This window comes from Roseicella frigidaeris (assembly GCF_003258945.1).
In the GTDB taxonomy this organism is placed as follows: Bacteria; Pseudomonadota; Alphaproteobacteria; order Acetobacterales; family Acetobacteraceae; genus Paracraurococcus; species Paracraurococcus frigidaeris.
Window position 1 is genome coordinate 212,780 of the sequence record NZ_QLIX01000004.1, and the last position, 15,718, is coordinate 228,497.

General features: G+C 70.1%; 11 protein-coding genes. 7 read left to right on the forward strand and 4 right to left on the reverse strand.

Annotated features, from left to right (window positions below; genetic code table 11):
- Positions 1–226 precede the first annotated feature (226 nt).
- From DOO78_RS08275 to DOO78_RS08285, 3 genes are read right to left on the reverse strand one after another with little or no spacing between them, the layout of a single operon-like run.
- Positions 227–1,201, reverse strand: coding sequence for a Bug family tripartite tricarboxylate transporter substrate binding protein (locus DOO78_RS08275; protein ID WP_165838787.1), 975 nt, complete (start codon positions 1,199–1,201; stop codon positions 227–229).
- 28 nt (positions 1,202–1,229) lie between these two features.
- A complete protein-coding gene (locus DOO78_RS08280) occupies positions 1,230–2,204 on the reverse strand; it encodes a Bug family tripartite tricarboxylate transporter substrate binding protein (protein WP_165838788.1) in 975 nt (324 codons plus the stop codon).
- 41 nt (positions 2,205–2,245) lie between these two features.
- Positions 2,246–2,911 carry an RraA family protein gene (locus DOO78_RS08285; protein WP_111469270.1) on the reverse strand — a complete coding sequence of 222 codons (666 nt, stop codon included), beginning with the start codon at positions 2,909–2,911 and terminating at the stop codon, positions 2,246–2,248.
- A gap of 124 nt (positions 2,912–3,035) precedes the next feature.
- Between DOO78_RS08285 and DOO78_RS08290 the strand changes: the two genes are divergently transcribed.
- The 7 genes from DOO78_RS08290 to DOO78_RS08320 all read left to right on the forward strand — a co-directional run bounded on the left by DOO78_RS08290 (position 3,036) and on the right by DOO78_RS08320 (position 14,819).
- Entirely contained in the window at positions 3,036–3,938 is a 903-nt protein-coding gene (locus DOO78_RS08290) for a LysR family transcriptional regulator (RefSeq protein ID WP_111469271.1), read from the forward strand.
- A 582-nt stretch (positions 3,939–4,520) separates the two neighbouring features.
- Positions 4,521–6,407, forward strand: coding sequence for a PAS domain-containing protein (locus DOO78_RS08295; protein WP_165838789.1), 1,887 nt, complete (start codon positions 4,521–4,523; stop codon positions 6,405–6,407).
- A gap of 362 nt (positions 6,408–6,769) precedes the next feature.
- The gene (locus tag DOO78_RS08300; protein WP_165838790.1) at positions 6,770–7,627 is read left to right on the forward strand and encodes a Bug family tripartite tricarboxylate transporter substrate binding protein; all 858 of its coding nucleotides are present in this window, start codon (positions 6,770–6,772) and stop codon (positions 7,625–7,627) included.
- Entirely contained in the window at positions 7,624–9,681 is a 2,058-nt protein-coding gene (locus DOO78_RS08305; RefSeq protein ID WP_111469274.1) for a hydantoinase/oxoprolinase family protein, read from the forward strand. The genes DOO78_RS08300 and DOO78_RS08305 overlap by 4 nt, the downstream gene beginning before the upstream one ends.
- Positions 9,678–11,336: a hydantoinase B/oxoprolinase family protein gene (locus tag DOO78_RS08310; protein WP_111469275.1), complete on the forward strand. Its 1,659-nt coding sequence runs from the start codon at positions 9,678–9,680 to the stop codon at positions 11,334–11,336. Before DOO78_RS08305 ends, DOO78_RS08310 begins: the two co-directional genes overlap by 4 nt.
- A gap of 202 nt (positions 11,337–11,538) precedes the next feature.
- Positions 11,539–13,656 carry a TonB-dependent siderophore receptor gene (locus tag DOO78_RS08315; RefSeq protein ID WP_111469276.1) on the forward strand — a complete coding sequence of 706 codons (2,118 nt, stop codon included), beginning with the start codon at positions 11,539–11,541 and terminating at the stop codon, positions 13,654–13,656.
- 2 nt (positions 13,657–13,658) lie between these two features.
- The gene (locus DOO78_RS08320) at positions 13,659–14,819 is read left to right on the forward strand and encodes a PepSY-associated TM helix domain-containing protein (protein WP_111469277.1); all 1,161 of its coding nucleotides are present in this window, start codon (positions 13,659–13,661) and stop codon (positions 14,817–14,819) included.
- Positions 14,820–15,022: 203 nt separating this feature from the next.
- Here the strand turns inward: DOO78_RS08320 and DOO78_RS08325 are convergent, their stop codons facing one another.
- Positions 15,023–15,715: a Glu/Leu/Phe/Val family dehydrogenase gene (locus DOO78_RS08325; protein WP_207802833.1), complete on the reverse strand. Its 693-nt coding sequence runs from the start codon at positions 15,713–15,715 to the stop codon at positions 15,023–15,025.
- Between the last annotated feature and the right edge of the window lie 3 nt (positions 15,716–15,718).

Consider the following 15,718-nt stretch of genomic DNA (forward strand, 5'->3'; position numbering starts at 1 on the left):
TCACCTGTCCGGATGAGTTCATCCGGACAGGATCTGCTCTAGGCTCCTGTTTTCAGAGCATCTTCACCCGGTCAGGCGAGGCTACCTGATCGGGATTTGTCCCTCCGCGGCAACACCAGGCACGGCGCCGGACGCTTTCCTGGATGCCGGGCCGGCGCCCGAGGGCCTCGGTCCGGTCTGCCCGCGCGTCTCGCGGCGCGTGGGCGGTGGACGGAAGCTCCTGGCGTCACTGCTTCTCGATGCCGGCGCGCTCAGCCACGGTAGACCACAGCGCGGTTTCCTCCCGCAGCACGCGGGCGAATTCCTCTGGCGTGGAGCCACCCGGCTCCGCGACCTGGGCGGCAAGGAATTCCTTCATGTCGTCGGTCACCATGGACTTCGCCACCTCGGACTGGATCAGGCGGACAATCTCCTCCGGCGTGCCGGCCGGGGTGCCCAGCCCGGTCCGGTAGACCGGCGAGAATTGCGGCAGACCGAGCTCGGCGAAGGTCGGCACCTGCGGCATGGCCGAGGAGCGGCCCGGCCCGCCCAGCGCCAACGCCCGCATCGTGCCGCTGCGCACGTGCTCCACGGTCGCCGCGGTGGGCGCCACTGCCAGCTGCACCTGGCCGCTGAGCAGGGCCGTCATCACCTCGCCGGCGCCACGGTAGGGCACGTGGAACAGCTTGGTGTTGGTCGCCTGCTGCAGCGCCTCGGCGTAGAGATGCAGCACGCTGCCGATGCCGCCGCTGCCATAGCTGATCTTCTCCGGCTCCTTGCGCGCGGCCTCGACCAGGGCCTGGAAGCTGGCGAAGGGCGCGTCGGCGCGCACCACCAGCACCACCGGCATCCAGGCGCCGTCGGTGATCGGCGTGAAGGCGCGAGCGTGGTCCCAGCTCAGCCGCTTGAAGACGCTGGGCAGCATCGCATAGGTGCTGTCCATGCCGAACAGCGTGTAGCCGTCCGCCGGAGCGCGCGCCGCCTCGCCGATGCCGATGGTGCCGGTCGCGCCGGTCTTGTTCTCGACGAAGACCTGCCCGCCCAGCTGCTGCGTCAGCCGCTGCGCCAGCTTGCGGGAAACCGCATCCACCGCGCCCCCCGGCGGGAAGGGCGAGATGATGCGAACGGGTCTGGCCGGGTAGTTGATCGCGGCGGAAAGCAGCCCCGGGCGGGCCAGGGCCGCGAGGCCCGCGGCCGCGGCAAGCAGGCGGCGTCGCTGCATCATGGTGATCATCGTTTCCTCTGGATTCTTATGGTGGGTCAGGGGGTGCTGCGGGCCAGGCGTCACTGGCTCCATGGGCGGCGCTGAAACAGCGCGCGGACGCCTTCGCCTCGTGCCGCACCATGCTGCGGAAGGCATCCCCGGTTTCGGGCTGCAGCGGCAGGTTCAGGCGCTCGGCCTCGGCGACGAAGCCGGGGCTGGCCAGGATGGCCGCGAAGGCCTCCACCAGCTTCGCGTATATCTCCCCCGGCAGGCCGGGCGGGGCGACGAAGCCGCGGGCGGACCCGGCGACCACGTCGAAGCCTTGCTCGCGGAAGGTCGGCACCTCCGCCATGGCCGACCACCGGGTCACCGCCGCCTGGCCAAGACAGCGCGTACGCCCTTCGCGCAAGAGGGCGAGGCCCTCACTGAGGTTGTAGGCCGCGACATCCAGCTGGCTGCTCAACAGGTCGCGGATGGCCAGCGCCGTGCCGTTATAGGGCGAGTGCAGCACGCGGACCTGAGCCGCTTCCTCGAAAGCCAGGATCAGCTGGTGGTCGTCCGAACCCACGCCCGCGGCACTGCCAATGGAGACCGCCTCGGCACCTCGTGCGGCACTACGCTTCAGGTCATCGAGCGTGCGCAGCGGCGAGTCGGCCCGCACCCAGAGGGCGCCGGGGTCGTTCACCACATTGGCCAGGTAGGTGAAGGCCTCGATGTCCCAACGCACCTTGCGCTCCAGCGGAATGGAGCTGAAGGCGAGACTGGCTATCGCACCCAGCGTGTAGCCGTCTGGCCTGGCGGCAAAGATTGCCTCGCTGCCCGTCTGCCCGCCGGCACCGATCCGGTTGGTGACGACAAAACGCGCCCCCGGCAGGTGATCCGGCAGGGCACGGGCCAGCAGGCGGGCCATCACGTCGATGCCGCCGCCCGGCGGGTAAGGGACGATGATCTCGATGGGCCGGGCTGCGGGCCAATCGGGCTCGGCCCGCACCGCGCCTGGCAAGGCCAGCGCAAGCCCCATGCCACCCAGCAGGGAGCGCCGCCCCGGCATCGCGGCGGGGCTCACGCGCCACCCTTGGCGTAGGCGCCGGCATAGGTGCCCTCGGCGATGCTGCGCAGGATCGCGGCTTCCTTCTCCTCCTGCTTCAGCGTTGCCGCCAGCAGGGCGGCCCCCGCGGCGGCCGGGAAAGCGACAACGCCGTCGGCATCGCCCACGAGGATGTCGCCCGGATTCACCACCATGCCGCCGATGGAGACCGGCACGTTGATCTCGCCCGGGCCAGACTTGTATGGGCCGGCATGGATGGCGCCGCGGGCGAAGCAGGGAAAGCTGTCGCGCGCGAAGGCGTCCGCATCGCGGATGACGCCGTCGATGACGAAGCCGACGCAGCCGCGGCTCTGCGCGATTGCCTTCATGATCTCGCCAACCAGTGCGCGGGAGACATCGCCGCCGCCATCCACCACCAGCACATAGCCCGGCTGCATCAGCTCCAGCGCCTGGTGGATGGCCAGGTTGTCGCCGGGGCGGGTGCGCACGGTCAGCGCCGTGCCGGCCATGATGCCGCCCTGATGCAGCGGCCGCAGGCCCACCGCGGCGGAAAGCCGCTCCATGTTGTCGCTGATGTTGGCGACCGCGCGGCCGCGGAAGGCCTCGATCAGCGCCGCATCGGCCAGTGGGGCCAAAGGAGGGCGGCGGAAGCCGGGAATGGCGTTGGACAGGTTGGACATGCGCGACCTTGCAGACAGCGGGGCCGAAGCATGCGGAGGGCACCGAAATAGCGAAAGCGATTAATCGTTATGATTATTGATAACCTAAAGATATCAAAAGGGCCCTAAGCCAGAGGCCCCGCTCATGCTCTCCCTTCGCCAAATCGAAGCCTTCCAGGCTGTCGTCGAGAGCGGCTCCTTCCATGGCGCCGCCCGCCGCCTGGGCACCACGCAGCCGGCCATCTCCAAGCGCATCGCGGAGATGGAGGCGGCGCTGGGCGTGGTGCTGTTCGACCGCAGCCGCAAGCAGGTGACCTTGACCCTGGCCGGCGAGATGCTGCTGCCGGAGAGCCGGGCGATGCTGGATCTGCGGGCGCGGATGACCAATGCGGTGCTGGACCCGACACTGTTCGCCGGCACGGTGCGGATCGGTGTGACCGAGTTGGTGGCACTGACCTTCCTGCCGAACTGGGTCTCGGCGGTGCGGGAGGCCTTTCCGCGGCTGCGGCTGCGGCCCGAGGTCGGGTTGGCCGGCACCTTCCTGCGCGGCCTGCGGGAGGCGGCACTGGACCTTGCGATCTTGCCCGGCCAGCGGCCGGTGGAAGCGCTGTTGGACAGCCGCCCGCTGGGGGCGGTGGAGATGGCCTGGATGCGCCGCCCGGTTGCCGCGGCGGAGGCCGGCCCCATCCCCGCCGCGGCCCTCTCCAGCCATGTGGTGCTGGCACAAAGCGAGGGCTCCGGCCTGCAGGCGGCAGCCAATGCCTGGTTGGCAGAACAGGGGGCGACGCCGGACGTCGTGCTGTCCAGCAACAGCCTCTCCGCGCTGTGCAGCCTGACGATTGCCGGTCTTGGCACCGCGCTGCTGCCGCGAGCCCGCTTTGCCGCCCAGGTGGTGGCCGGCCGGTTGCAGGAGGTGACGACGGAGCCTGCGCTGCCGCCGCTGCCGTATTGGGTGGTGTTCCGCCGCGACGGGCTGCATCGCATCACTGGCTGCATGGCCGAATTGGCCGAGGCGACCGCGGACTTTGCCAGGGGCGACACGCTGTAGATATCCGGCGTTGGCCGAAGCCGCCTCCTTCGGCCCATGGCCTTCAATTGTGGTCTGTGCCTCACCTGGGCGGTGGTGCCCGGCGCCTGCTATCCAACACGCGGTCCTCACTTCCCGCATGGCATGCCGGGCATGCCTTATTCCTTGCCCGCCCGCCGGCAAGCTGCTGGAATCGCACCGTGCCCAATGCCCCCGCCGTCCTGCCCGCCCTGCCTTCACCGGCGCAGGTAGCGCAGCCTGCCGAGGCCCGTGCCCGGCCCTCGCTCTCTCCGGCGACGCTGCGCGCCCACCAGGTCGGTTGGCAGGCCTTCCTCGACTGGTGCGCCCTCGCCGGCCGCCAGGCCTTGCCCGCCGCACTCGCGACGGTCGCCGACCACCTTGCCAGCCTCGCCAAGCGCCTCTCGGCCACCCCCGAACGCGAGGCCATCATCGATGGATGTGTGGCGTCTGGGCGCTACCGGCGCACGAGCCGGGCGGTCCGCACCGGCTCCGGCCTGCCGGAGGAGGACGCACGACGGCGGGAGGGACCCTTGCCGGCAAGGGCAGTGGGAATCGATCGGAAGTCATCTTGGGAATGTGCCAATGGACGCTGATGTCGTGCCCGCCTTTCTACTGGGCGGGGGCGAGATGGGTGCCCGGATCCGCGCGCATGACTGGTCGAGGACCTCGCTCGGCCCACCGGAGGGCTGGTCTGCGGGCTTGAAGACGACGGTCCGCACGGCCCTGACCACGCGCCACCCGGTCTTCATCTTCTGGGGCGGGGAGCATCTCTGTCTCTACAACGACGCCTACAGCGCCTCGCTCGGGCCCGAGAAGCATCCGGCGATCCTCGGCATGCCGGGCCGCACCGCCTGGACCGAGATCTGGTCTGTCATCGGCCCGCAGATCGAGAGCGTGATGGCCGGGGGCGAGGCCACGTGGCACGAGAACCAGTACCTTCCGATCATCCGCCATGGTGGATTGCAGGAGGTCTATTGGACCTATTCCTACGGCCCGATCCACGACGAGGCCACGCCAGGCGGCATCGGCGGCGTGCTCGTGATCTGCACCGAGACGACCGCGCAGATGCGGTCGGAACGGGAGAAGGCGGCCGAGGCGCGGCGCCTCCTCTCGCTCTTCGACCAGGCGCCTGGTTTCCTGTGCGTTCTCCGTGGACCCGACCACGTCTTCGACCTGGTGAACGCGGCCTACCGTGCCCTGATCGGCGGGCGCGATCCCACCGGCCTGCCGGTGCGCGAGGCGCTGCCGGAGATCGAGGGTCAGGGCTACTTCGAGCTGCTCGACCGAGTGTACCAAACGGGCCAGGCCTATGTCGGGCGAGGGCAGCGCGTGCTGGTCGAGCACAGCGCCGGTGTGCCCGCCGAGGAGCGCTTCATCGACTTCATCTACCAGCCCATCCGCGACGGTGATGGCACCGTGGCGGGCATCCTCTGCGAGGGCTCGGATGTCACGGAACGCAGACGGGCTGACGAGACCAACGCGCGCCTCGCCGCGATCGTCGCCTCGACGACGGACGCCATCATCGCCTTCGCCGCCGACGACACGCGAATCCTGAGCTGGAACAAGGGAGCTGAGGCGCTGTTCGGCTATGCGGAGGCCGAGGCACTCGGCGCACCGGCCGGATTGTTGGTGCCGCCGGACCAGCCTGATGGGGAGCCGACCGGGGTCTTCCACCGCACCATGCGCGGGGAGCGCGTGCATGAGCACGAGACCGTGCGGGTGACGAAGTCCGGCGAAAGGATCCCCGTCACAGTGACTGCCTCACGGATGCTCGCAAGTGATGGGCGGGTCATCGGCGTCGCCGCGATCTTCCGCGACATGCGACAGCGCAAGGCTGCCGAAGAGCGTCAGGCGCTGCTGGCACGCGAGGTCGACCATCGCGCCAAGAACGTCCTGGCCGTGGTCCAGGGCCTGGTGCAGTTGACCGATGCCCGGGAGCCGGCGGCGTTCAAACGCGCCGTGGCGGGGCGGATCGCGGCGCTCGCGCGGGCGCATACGCTGCTGGCCGAGGATCGCTGGCATGGCACCGATCTGCGCACTCTGCTCGCGGGCGAGCTCGCGCCCTTCCTGGGCGAGCACCGGGCCGAGTTGAGCGGGCCGCGCGTGGCGCTCCCGCCAGGTGCGGCACAGCCCATGGCCATGGCGATCCATGAGATGGCCACCAACGCGCTGAAGTATGGGGCGCTGTCGGCCGCGGCCGGTCGCCTCGCCGTGTCCTGGTATCTCGCATCGAGATCGGACGGCGTCCCGTTGCTGAGGCTGCGCTGGGTCGAGACTGGCGGCCCGCCGGTCGTCGGCGCCCCAGGTCGCCGGGGCTTTGGCTCGCGGGTCCTGGAAGGGACCCTGCAAGGCCAACTGGGCGGCCGGGTCTCGCTGGTGTGGGAGGCCTCCGGCCTGATCTGCGACGTGGAGGTGCCGCTCGTGGCGGGTGCGGAAACCGCAGGTGCCGATAGTGATCTGCTCCCCTAACTGGATCCGGGTTGGCCTCCTGAGGGAGGTCAGAATGCCGGTGAAGCGTTTGGCAGCGGAACAGATCATTGTGCCCGGCTGAAGCGGGCCGTGGCCGAGCTGACGCTCGACAGGTAGATCCTGAAGGGTCAGGCGCACTGCTGCAGGCAACAGCCGATTTGGATAAGCCTTATCCTATACGCAAACCTGCACGGCGCCGCCGGCCGCAGTAGCGACGTTTCGGTGGATTTCCACCCAGGGCGGGCCCGGGCTAGCCTTCGCCCATGCGCCTGACACGACGTTCGCTATCCGCCGGGATACTGCTCGCGCCTGCTCTCGGCCAGGCGCAACCGGCCACGCCCAGCCGTCCCATCCGGCTGATCGTGCCCTTTCCACCAGGCGGCGGGGTGGACCTCACCGCACGGTTGCTGGCCGATCCGCTGGCGCGTGAGCTCGGCCAGGGCGTGGTGGTCGAGAACCGTGGCGGCGCGGGTGGGGTGATCGGGGTCGAGGCCATGGCGAACAGCCCGGCCGATGGCCTCACCCTCTCGCTCACCGGCGCTGGCACCATCACCGCCGGGCCGCATCTGCGGCGCCTGCCCTATGATCCCTTCGGGCTCGCGCATGTGACGCGCCTCGTGCGTATGCCCTTCATCATCGCGCTCCGCACCGGCTTCCCGGCCCCCGACCTGCCGGGCTTCATGGCTTGGGCGCGAGGGCACGAGCTGCGCTGGGCCTCGGGCGGCATCGGCACCAGCCAGCACCTCGCCGGCGAGCTGTTTCGGCAGATGTCGGGGCTGTCGATGGTCCATATCCCCTATCGCGGGACCGGCCCGGCGCTCAACGACCTCGCGGCGGGCGTGGTGGATGCCTATTTCGGCGACCCGGCGACGCTCGGCCTGATCCGCTCGGGCCAGGCGCTTGCTCTTGCCGTGACCTCGCCCGGACGCTGGCCGCTGCTCCCCGATACACCGGCTGCGGCGGAGGCCGTGCCCGGCTATGCGGCAGAGAACTGGTATGGGCTTGCCGCCCCACCGGGCACGCCGGAGCCGGTGATCGAGCGACTTGCGGCCGCGGTGCGCAAGGTGCTGGCCGAGCCCGCCACGGCGCAGCGCTTCGAGGAGGCCGGGCTGCATCCGGCGCCTCTGCCGCGCGCCGACTATCTCGCCTTCCTCAGGCAGGATTCCGAAACCTGGGCCCGCGTCGTGCGGGCCGGCAACATCCGGATGGACAGCGATTGAGCAAGGCGCGCCTCGCCGTCGATATCGGCGGCACCTTCACCGACCTGGTGCTGGACCTGCCGGACCGCACTCTCTCCGCCAAACTGCTGACCACGCCCGAGGCACCGGACAGGGCCGTGCTGGAGGGCATGCGGGCCATCCTCGCCCAGGCCGGCTGTCCGCCCGAGGCGGTCGGCCTGGTGGTACACGGCACCACGCTGGCGACCAACGCCCTGATCGAGCGCAAGGGCGCCCGGACGGCTTTGATCACCACCGAGGGCTTCCGCGATTCCGTCGAGATCGCCTGGGAGCACCGCTTCGAGCAGTACGATCTGGAGATGGAGCGGCCAGAGCCGCTGGTGCCGCGCCATTGGCGCCTCGGCGTGCCGGAGCGGGTCGCGGCCGATGGCGAGGTGCTGCTGCCGCTGGACGAGGCCGCGCTGCGCACCCAGACGGCGCGGCTGCGGGCTGAGGGGATCGAGGCGGTTGCCGTCTGCTTCCTGCACAGCTTCACCAACGAGACACATGAGCGCCGCGCCGGCGCGATCCTCGCCGAGGAGCTGCCTGGCGTCGCCATCAGCCTCTCCTGCGAGGTGGCGCCCGAGATCCGCGAGTACGAGCGGGCCAGCACCACCATCGCCAATGCCTATGTGTTGCCGGTGATGAGCCGGTATCTCGGCCGGCTGGACGCCGGATTGCGCGAGGCGGGCCTCGCCGCGCCGCTGCTGCTGATGATGTCCTCGGGCGGCATCACCACCGTCGAGACCGCGCGGCGCTTCCCGGTGCGGCTGGTGGAGAGCGGCCCGGCGGGCGGCGCCATCCTGGCGCTCGGCGTGGCGGCGGAGAACGGCATCGCCCGCGCCGTCGCTTTCGACATGGGCGGCACGACGGCGAAGCTGACACTGCTGGACGACCTGGTCCTGCAGCGCAGCCGGCAGTTCGAGGTGGCGCGCGCCTATCGCTTCATCCAGGGCAGCGGCCTGCCGGTGCGCATCCCGGTGATCGAGCTCGTGGAGATCGGCGCCGGCGGCGGCTCGATCGCCCGGCTGGATGCGCTCGGCCGCATCCAGGTCGGGCCGGATTCCGCTGGCAGCGTGCCGGGGCCGGCCTGCTACGGGCGCGGCGGCGAGGCGCCGACGGTGACCGATGCCGACACCGCGCTCGGCCGGCTGGATCCGGCGCGCTTCGCCGGCGGCAGCATCCCGCTCTACCCGGACCGGGCCGCGGCGGCGCTCGTGCGCATCAATCCCGATCCGCAGATCGCCGCGGCGGGCGTCGCCGAGATCGTTGACGAAACCATGGCGAGCGCCGCGCGGGTCCATGCGGTGGAGAATGGCAAGGACACCGCGGAGCGCACGCTGATCGCATTCGGCGGCGCGGCGCCGCTGCACGCGGCGCGGCTGGCGCGCAAGCTCGGCATGCGACGGGTGGTGGTGCCGGTCGGCGCCGGTGTCGGCAGTGCCCATGGCTTCCTGCGGGCGCCGATCGCCTATGAGGTGGTGCGCACCCGGCACATGCGGCTGGAGGCGCTGGACCATGCGCTGCTGAACGACCTCTTCGCCGCCATGCGCGCCGAGGCCCTGGCCGTGGTCCGCCTGGGCGCGCCGGACGAAACGATGATCGAGACGCGCACTGCCTTCATGCGCTATCGCGGCCAGGGCCATGAGATCGCGGTGCCCTTGCCGAACCGCGCCTTCGCCGCCGGAGACGCCGCGGAGCTGCACGAGCTGTTCGACACGGCTTATGCCGGACTCTTCGGCCGCACCATCCCGCGGCTCGAGGTCGAGGCCCTGACCTGGACGCTCGCGCTCGCCACTGACCGGCCGCTGCCGAAGGCGGTCGCAGCGCCAAGTCCGGTTTCGGCAGCGGCACCAGTTGGCGATCGCAACGTCTTCGATCCCGCAAGCGGCGTGACCGAAGAAGCGGCGCTCTATGCCCGTACCATGCTGCGGCCGGGCATGGGCTTCCCCGGCCCGGCGCTGGTCGTCGAGGACGAGACCACCACCGTGGTGCCGCGCGGCTTCGCCGCCCGGGTGAACGCTCTCGGCCAGATCATCCTGGAGGACATGGCATGAGCCAGACGCTGGCCGATATCCGCCTGCAGGTGATGTGGAACCGCCTGCTTTCGGTGGTCGAGGAGCAGGCGCGCACGCTGGTGCGCACCGCCTTCTCGACGGCGGCGCGCGAGGCCGGCGACATCTCCGCCGGCGTCTTCGACCTCGAGGGCCGGATGCTGGCCCAGGCGGTGACCGGCACGCCGGGGCACGTCAATTCCATGGCGCGCAGCGTCGTCCACTTCATCCGGGAATTCCCGGTCGAGACGATGCGGCCGGGCGACCACTACGTCACCAACGACCCCTGGAAGGGAACGGGGCACCTCTACGACATCGTCGTCACCTCGCCGGCCTTCCACGAGGGCCGGCTGGTGGCGCTGTTTTCCTCCACCACCCATGTCGTGGATATCGGCGGCTGGGGGCAATCTCCAGACAGCCGACAGGTCTTCCACGAGGGACTCTTCCTGCCGCTGCTGCCCCTGGCGCGCGCGGGCACCATGGACGAGAGCCTGATGAAGATCGTCCGCGCCAATGTGCGCGAGCCGGTGCAGGTGGAGGGCGACATCCATGCCCTCGTCGCCTGCAACGCCACGGGCGAACGGCGGCTCTCGGCCATGATGCGGGAATACGGCATCGCCGAGCTCGACGCGCTGGGCGGGCATATCATCGACCGCAGCCGCGCCGGCATGGCAGCGGCCATCGCCGCCCTGCCGCAGGGCAGTTGGCACAGCGAGATGCGCATCGACGGCTACGACGCGCCGATCGACCTGAAGGCGAAGGTCACCATCGCCGGCGACCATGTCGCGGTCGACTACGCCGGAACCTCGCCGGTCGTCAGCGCCGGCATCAACTGCCCCATGTGCTACACCGAGGCCTACACCGCCTTCGGGGTGAAATGCCTGGTCGCGCCAACGATCCCGAACAATGCCGGCACACTCGATGCCGTGCGGGTGACGGCGCCGGAGGGCAGCATCGTCAATGCGCCCTGGCCGGCAGCGGTGAATGCGCGCAGCACCATCGGCCACATGCTGCCCGACGTGGTCTACGGCGCCTTGCACCAATGCCTGCCCGGCCGTGTGCCGGCCGAGGGCACGAGCAACCTGTGGAACCTGAAGCTGGCGGCCGGGCAGGGCATCACCGCCGCCGGCGGCAGCCGCAACCCACCCTTCCAGGTTACCACCTTCCATAGTGGCGGCGCCGGGGCGCGTCCCAGCAAGGACGGTCTCAGCGCGACGCCCTTCCCGTCCGGCGTTCGCAACGTGCCGGTCGAGATCACCGAGAGCATCACCCCGCTGGTGATCTGGAAGAAGGAGTACCGCACGAACAGCGGCGGGGCCGGCGAGCATCGCGGCGGCCTCGGGCAGGTGATGGAGGTGGCGCACCGCCACGGCGGCGGCTTCGGCATTCACGCTACTTTCGAGCGGGTCAGGTTCCCGGCGCGCGGCCGGGAGGGCGGGTTGGCCGGCGAGCGGGGGCGGCTGTCACTCGGCTCGGGCGCGGAGCTCAAGCCGAAGGGCTTCCAGCAAGTGCCGCCCGGCGAGCGGCTGGTCGTGGAGATGCCGGGCGGTGGGGGCTATGGCGAGCCGCGCCGCCGCGACCGCGACAAGCTCCGGCGCGACGTCCTGCTCGGCTTCGTCAGCGAGGCGGCAGCGCGGGAAAGCTATGGCGACGACTGAGGAAGCACGCTTCCGGCAGGACGCGACATGAGCGAGCACTGTCGAGCCAAGGACCCCATTCCCTGTCGCCAATTCACCATTGTGTCGGACCTGATCACGTCGCGCACAAGGGGCGCCAAGCTGCGTTCTTCGGGGTCCCAGTAGCGACTGAATTCCTGCGGATTCATGTGGCGGATAGGTAGGTCGAAGTCGCAGGATACCGATGCGTCTCGCCTTTTTCGATCGCCCGCCGCGCGCGGCGCTTGTCTTCGCGCTGATGCCCTTCGCAGCAGTCGCCGAGGAAGCCAGCTCCTCCATCGAGCTCCCGACGCTTGAGGTGCAGGACCAGGCGGAGCGCGCCGACGGCCCGGTGCAGGGCTACCGCGCTACCCGCTCCGCCACCGGCACGCGCACCGACACCCCGCTGCGCGACATACCGCAATCCATCGCTGTCGTGCCGCGCCAGGTGCTTGAGGACCAGCAGGCCGTCAGCCTCGACGACGCGCTGCGCAACGTCAGCGGCGTGAGGCCGGCCGGCAGCGCCGGCAACCGCTCGCAGAGCTATATCCTGCGCGGCTTTCGCACCCAGACGCAGTCGGTCGACGGCGTGATGCTGAACCCGGCGCTGGAATTCGCCGAGACCACCCGCGACCTGGCCAATGTCGAGCGGGTAGAGGTGCTGAAGGGTCCGGCCTCGGTTCTCTATGGCCGCGGCGACCCAGGCGGCGTCATCAACATCGTCACCCGCCGCCCGGATGTCAGGCCCTCCGCCGGGCTCAACATCATGACCGGCAGCTATGGCTTCAACCGCGGCGAGTTCGACCTGACCGGCCCGATCAGCGCCGACAAGAGCGTCACTGCGCGGTTGATCGGCGCGGCGCAGCAGGAGAACGGCTACCGCGACCACATGTCGATCGCCGAGCGGGAATTCCTTGCCCCCTCGCTGCAATGGCAGCCGAATGATCGCACGCGGGTGACGCTGGATGCCACCTATCTCGACCAACGCCTCCCCTTCGACCGCGGCTTGCCGGCGGTCGGCCATGCCGTCACCTTGCCACGCGAGCGGTATTTCGGCGAGAATTGGTCGCGCGCCAGCGCCACCCGGCAGGACGTGGCGCTGCGTATCGACCATCAGGCGACCGACTGGCTGACGCTCCGACAGGTGACGCATTTCGACTGGGCGACGGCGCGCCGCCTGAGCGCCGACCCGGTGAGCCTCGCCGGCCCAACCCTGTCGCGCCGCGCCACCGACCAGACGGACGAATCGCAGAGCATCGACCTGCAGCTCGACGCCACGGCGCGCTTCGCGACCGGCCCGCTCGCCCATGCGGTGACGCTCGGCGGCGAGTATGTGCACGCCAAGCGCAGCCTCGAGCTCTCGCAGGCGACGCTCGCGCCCATCAACATCTACATGCCGATCTACGGTGCCCAACCCGGCCGCTTCTCGCTACGCACGGTGCGCAACAACACGCTCGACCTGAAATCGGCTTTCCTGCAGGACCAAGTGGCCATCGGCACGCAGGTGAAGCTGCTCGCCGGGCTGCGCTTCGACAGCTACGACCAGCGGGACAACAGCTACAACATCATCACGCCGAGCGCGACACAGCTCAATGCCACCAACGGCTCAGCCTGGACGCCGCGCTTCGGCGCGGTCTGCGAGCCGACCTCGCGGCTCGCCCTCTATGCCAGCTGGAGCCGTTCCTTCCTGCCGCAGGTGGGCGCCGACCGGATCGGCCGGGCCTTCGATCCCGAGAAGGGCGAGCAGTACGAGGCGGGTATTCGCTACGACATCGTGCCGGACCGCCTTACCGCCACCTTCGCCGCCTTCCACATCATCCGCGAGAACGTGCTGGCGACCGATCCGCAGGATAGCAATTACTCGGTGCAGACCGGTAAGCAGCGCTCGCGTGGATTCGAGCTCGACATCGCCGGCGAGATCATGGCCGGCTGGCGCGTCATCGGCTCCGGCGCCTACACCGATGCCGAGATCACCGCCGACACCACCTTCATTCCCGGCCGGCGGCTGACCGGCGTACCGCTCTGGAGCGGCAGCGTCTGGTCCACCTACGAGCTGCAGGACGGCCCGCTGCAGGGGTTGCTGCTCGGCGCCGGCGCCTTCATGGCCGGGCCGCGCGCCGGCGACCTCAACGACAGCTTCAAGGTCAGCGGCTATACCCGCATCGACGCCACTGTCAGCTATCCCGTGATCCCGCAGGCACGCCTCGCCCTCACCGCCCGCAACCTGACCGATGTCCGCTACATCGAGATGCCGGTGAGCCGCACCGAGAATTATGCGGGCGCGCCGCGCACCATCATCGCCTCGCTTGCCTTCCGGTTCTGAGCATGCGGGCCCGCCGCGCCTGGATCGCTATCCACAAATGGCTGGGACTGATCCTCGGGACGCTGCTGGCCCTGATCGGCCTGACGGGCAGCCTCTCCGTCTTCCAGCGGGAGATCGATGCCTGGGCCAACCCAGCGCTCTTCATCCCTGGGCCTGGCCCTGCGAGGGCCGGCGCCGCCGAGGCGCTGGCAGCCGCGCTTGCCGAGGATCGCAGCGGCCGCGTCTCCATCATCCGCCTCCCCGACCCGGTCTGGCCGGTGATCGTGGTGAACCAGACCCGGCGCGGGCCGGACGGGCCGCGGCTCTGGACCGTGCATGTCGATCCCGCCAGCGGTCGGGTGCTGGGCAGCCGGGACTTCGAGGCCTCGCTGCCGCAGCAGATCTTCCGACTGCACGCCAACCTGCTGCTGAAGCCGCTCTGGGGCCGGCTGCTGGTCGGCAGCCTTGGCCTCCTTGCGCTGTTCTCGATCGGCAGCGGGCTCTGGCTGTGGTGGCCGCGGGAGGGCCTGGGCGCGGCCATGCTGCGGCTGCGCCGGCGGCCGAGCCAGCTCCTGCTGCTTGACCTGCACAAGTTGGTTGGGGCCTGGCTGGGGGCGCTGCTGGTGCTCAGCGCCGCAACCGGCGCATGGCTCGGCCTGCCGGGGGTGATCGGGCCGGTGATCGGCCTCGTCACGCCGGTGCGCGACGCGCCGCCGGTCGCCCCCGACCGCTTCGCCTGGCCACCGGCGATCGATGCCTCCGCCGCGCAGGCCAGGGCAGAGGCCGCGCTGCCGGGCTCCGAGGCGGGCTACCTGTCGCCACCGCATCCCGGGCGCAACAGCTGGCAGGTTGGACTGCGACCCATGGGAAGCGACCCGCGCCTGCGGTCGCGCAGCCTGGCCTGGATCGATCCCGCCAGCGGCGCAGTGCTCGGGCTGCTCGGCGAGGGGCACGGGCCGCTCGGCGCGCGCATGCACAAGGACCTGATCTGGCTGCACAGCGGCGCATTGTTCGGCCTCGGCGGGAGGCTCCTGGCTCTGCTGGCTGGCCTCGCCTTGCCGGCGCTCTGGATCAGTGGGCTGCTGCTCTGGCTGCGGCGGCGGCAATTGCGGCAGCTGACGGCAGCGCTGCGCCTCGCCGCCCTGCGGGAGGGCGAGGGCGCTCCGCGCCCTGGCGCGTCATGACGGCTTGTCCCCTGAAGCGATTGCCGCCGAGTGCGAGTCCTGCTCTCCGGCGCCAGCCGCACCGCCTTCTTCGCCGTCATTGCTCCACCCCTTCAACGGTTGGAGCCTCCGGCACACCCAGCGCGGTTCAGAAGGCAGCGTCCCTGTCTGCGACATCCGTCGCGGAATCCATTCTGTTATGGCGGGCGAAGCCCACCACCACTTCATGGAAACAGTCCACGCCGCCTCTTGCCATCCAGAACCTTCTCGACGCCGATCGCCATCGCCGCCATGCGCTGGGAGATGCGTTCCCGTTGGACGCGTTGCTGGACCTGATTGAAGGCGCGATCAAGGATCTGGTTGGCGCGGCTCTTCACCTCATCTTCCTCCCAGAATAGCCTCTGGATGTCATGCACCCACTCGAAGTAGCTGACGATCACGCCCCCCGAGTTGCACAGGATGTCCGGCAGCACGAAGATCTCGTCGCGCTCCTCCAGCACGCGGTCCGCCTCCGGCGTGGTGGGGCCATTCGCGCCCTCTGCCAGGATGCGGCAGCGCAGCCGACGCGCGACGTCTGCATCGATCACCCGCTCGACCGCGGCCGGCACCAGGATGTCACAGGGCTGCACCAGCAACGCCGCCGGATCGAAGACCAACTCGCTGGAGAAGCCGGCGAGTACTCCGTGCGCCGCCACGTGGCGTTCGATCTCCATGAGATCCAGCCCGCGCGGATCATAGTAGCAGGCGGTGTGGTCACTGACGCCGAGGATGCAGATACCCATCTCGGCCAGCGTCAGCGCCGAGACGTCGATGATGCTGCGGCCCTCGGCGCGGAGGCTCAGCACCAGGGCACGCGCTGCCATGCTGGGCGAGGGCTTGATGGCCGCCGGGCGGCGAGCAATGGTGATCTCAGTCATGAT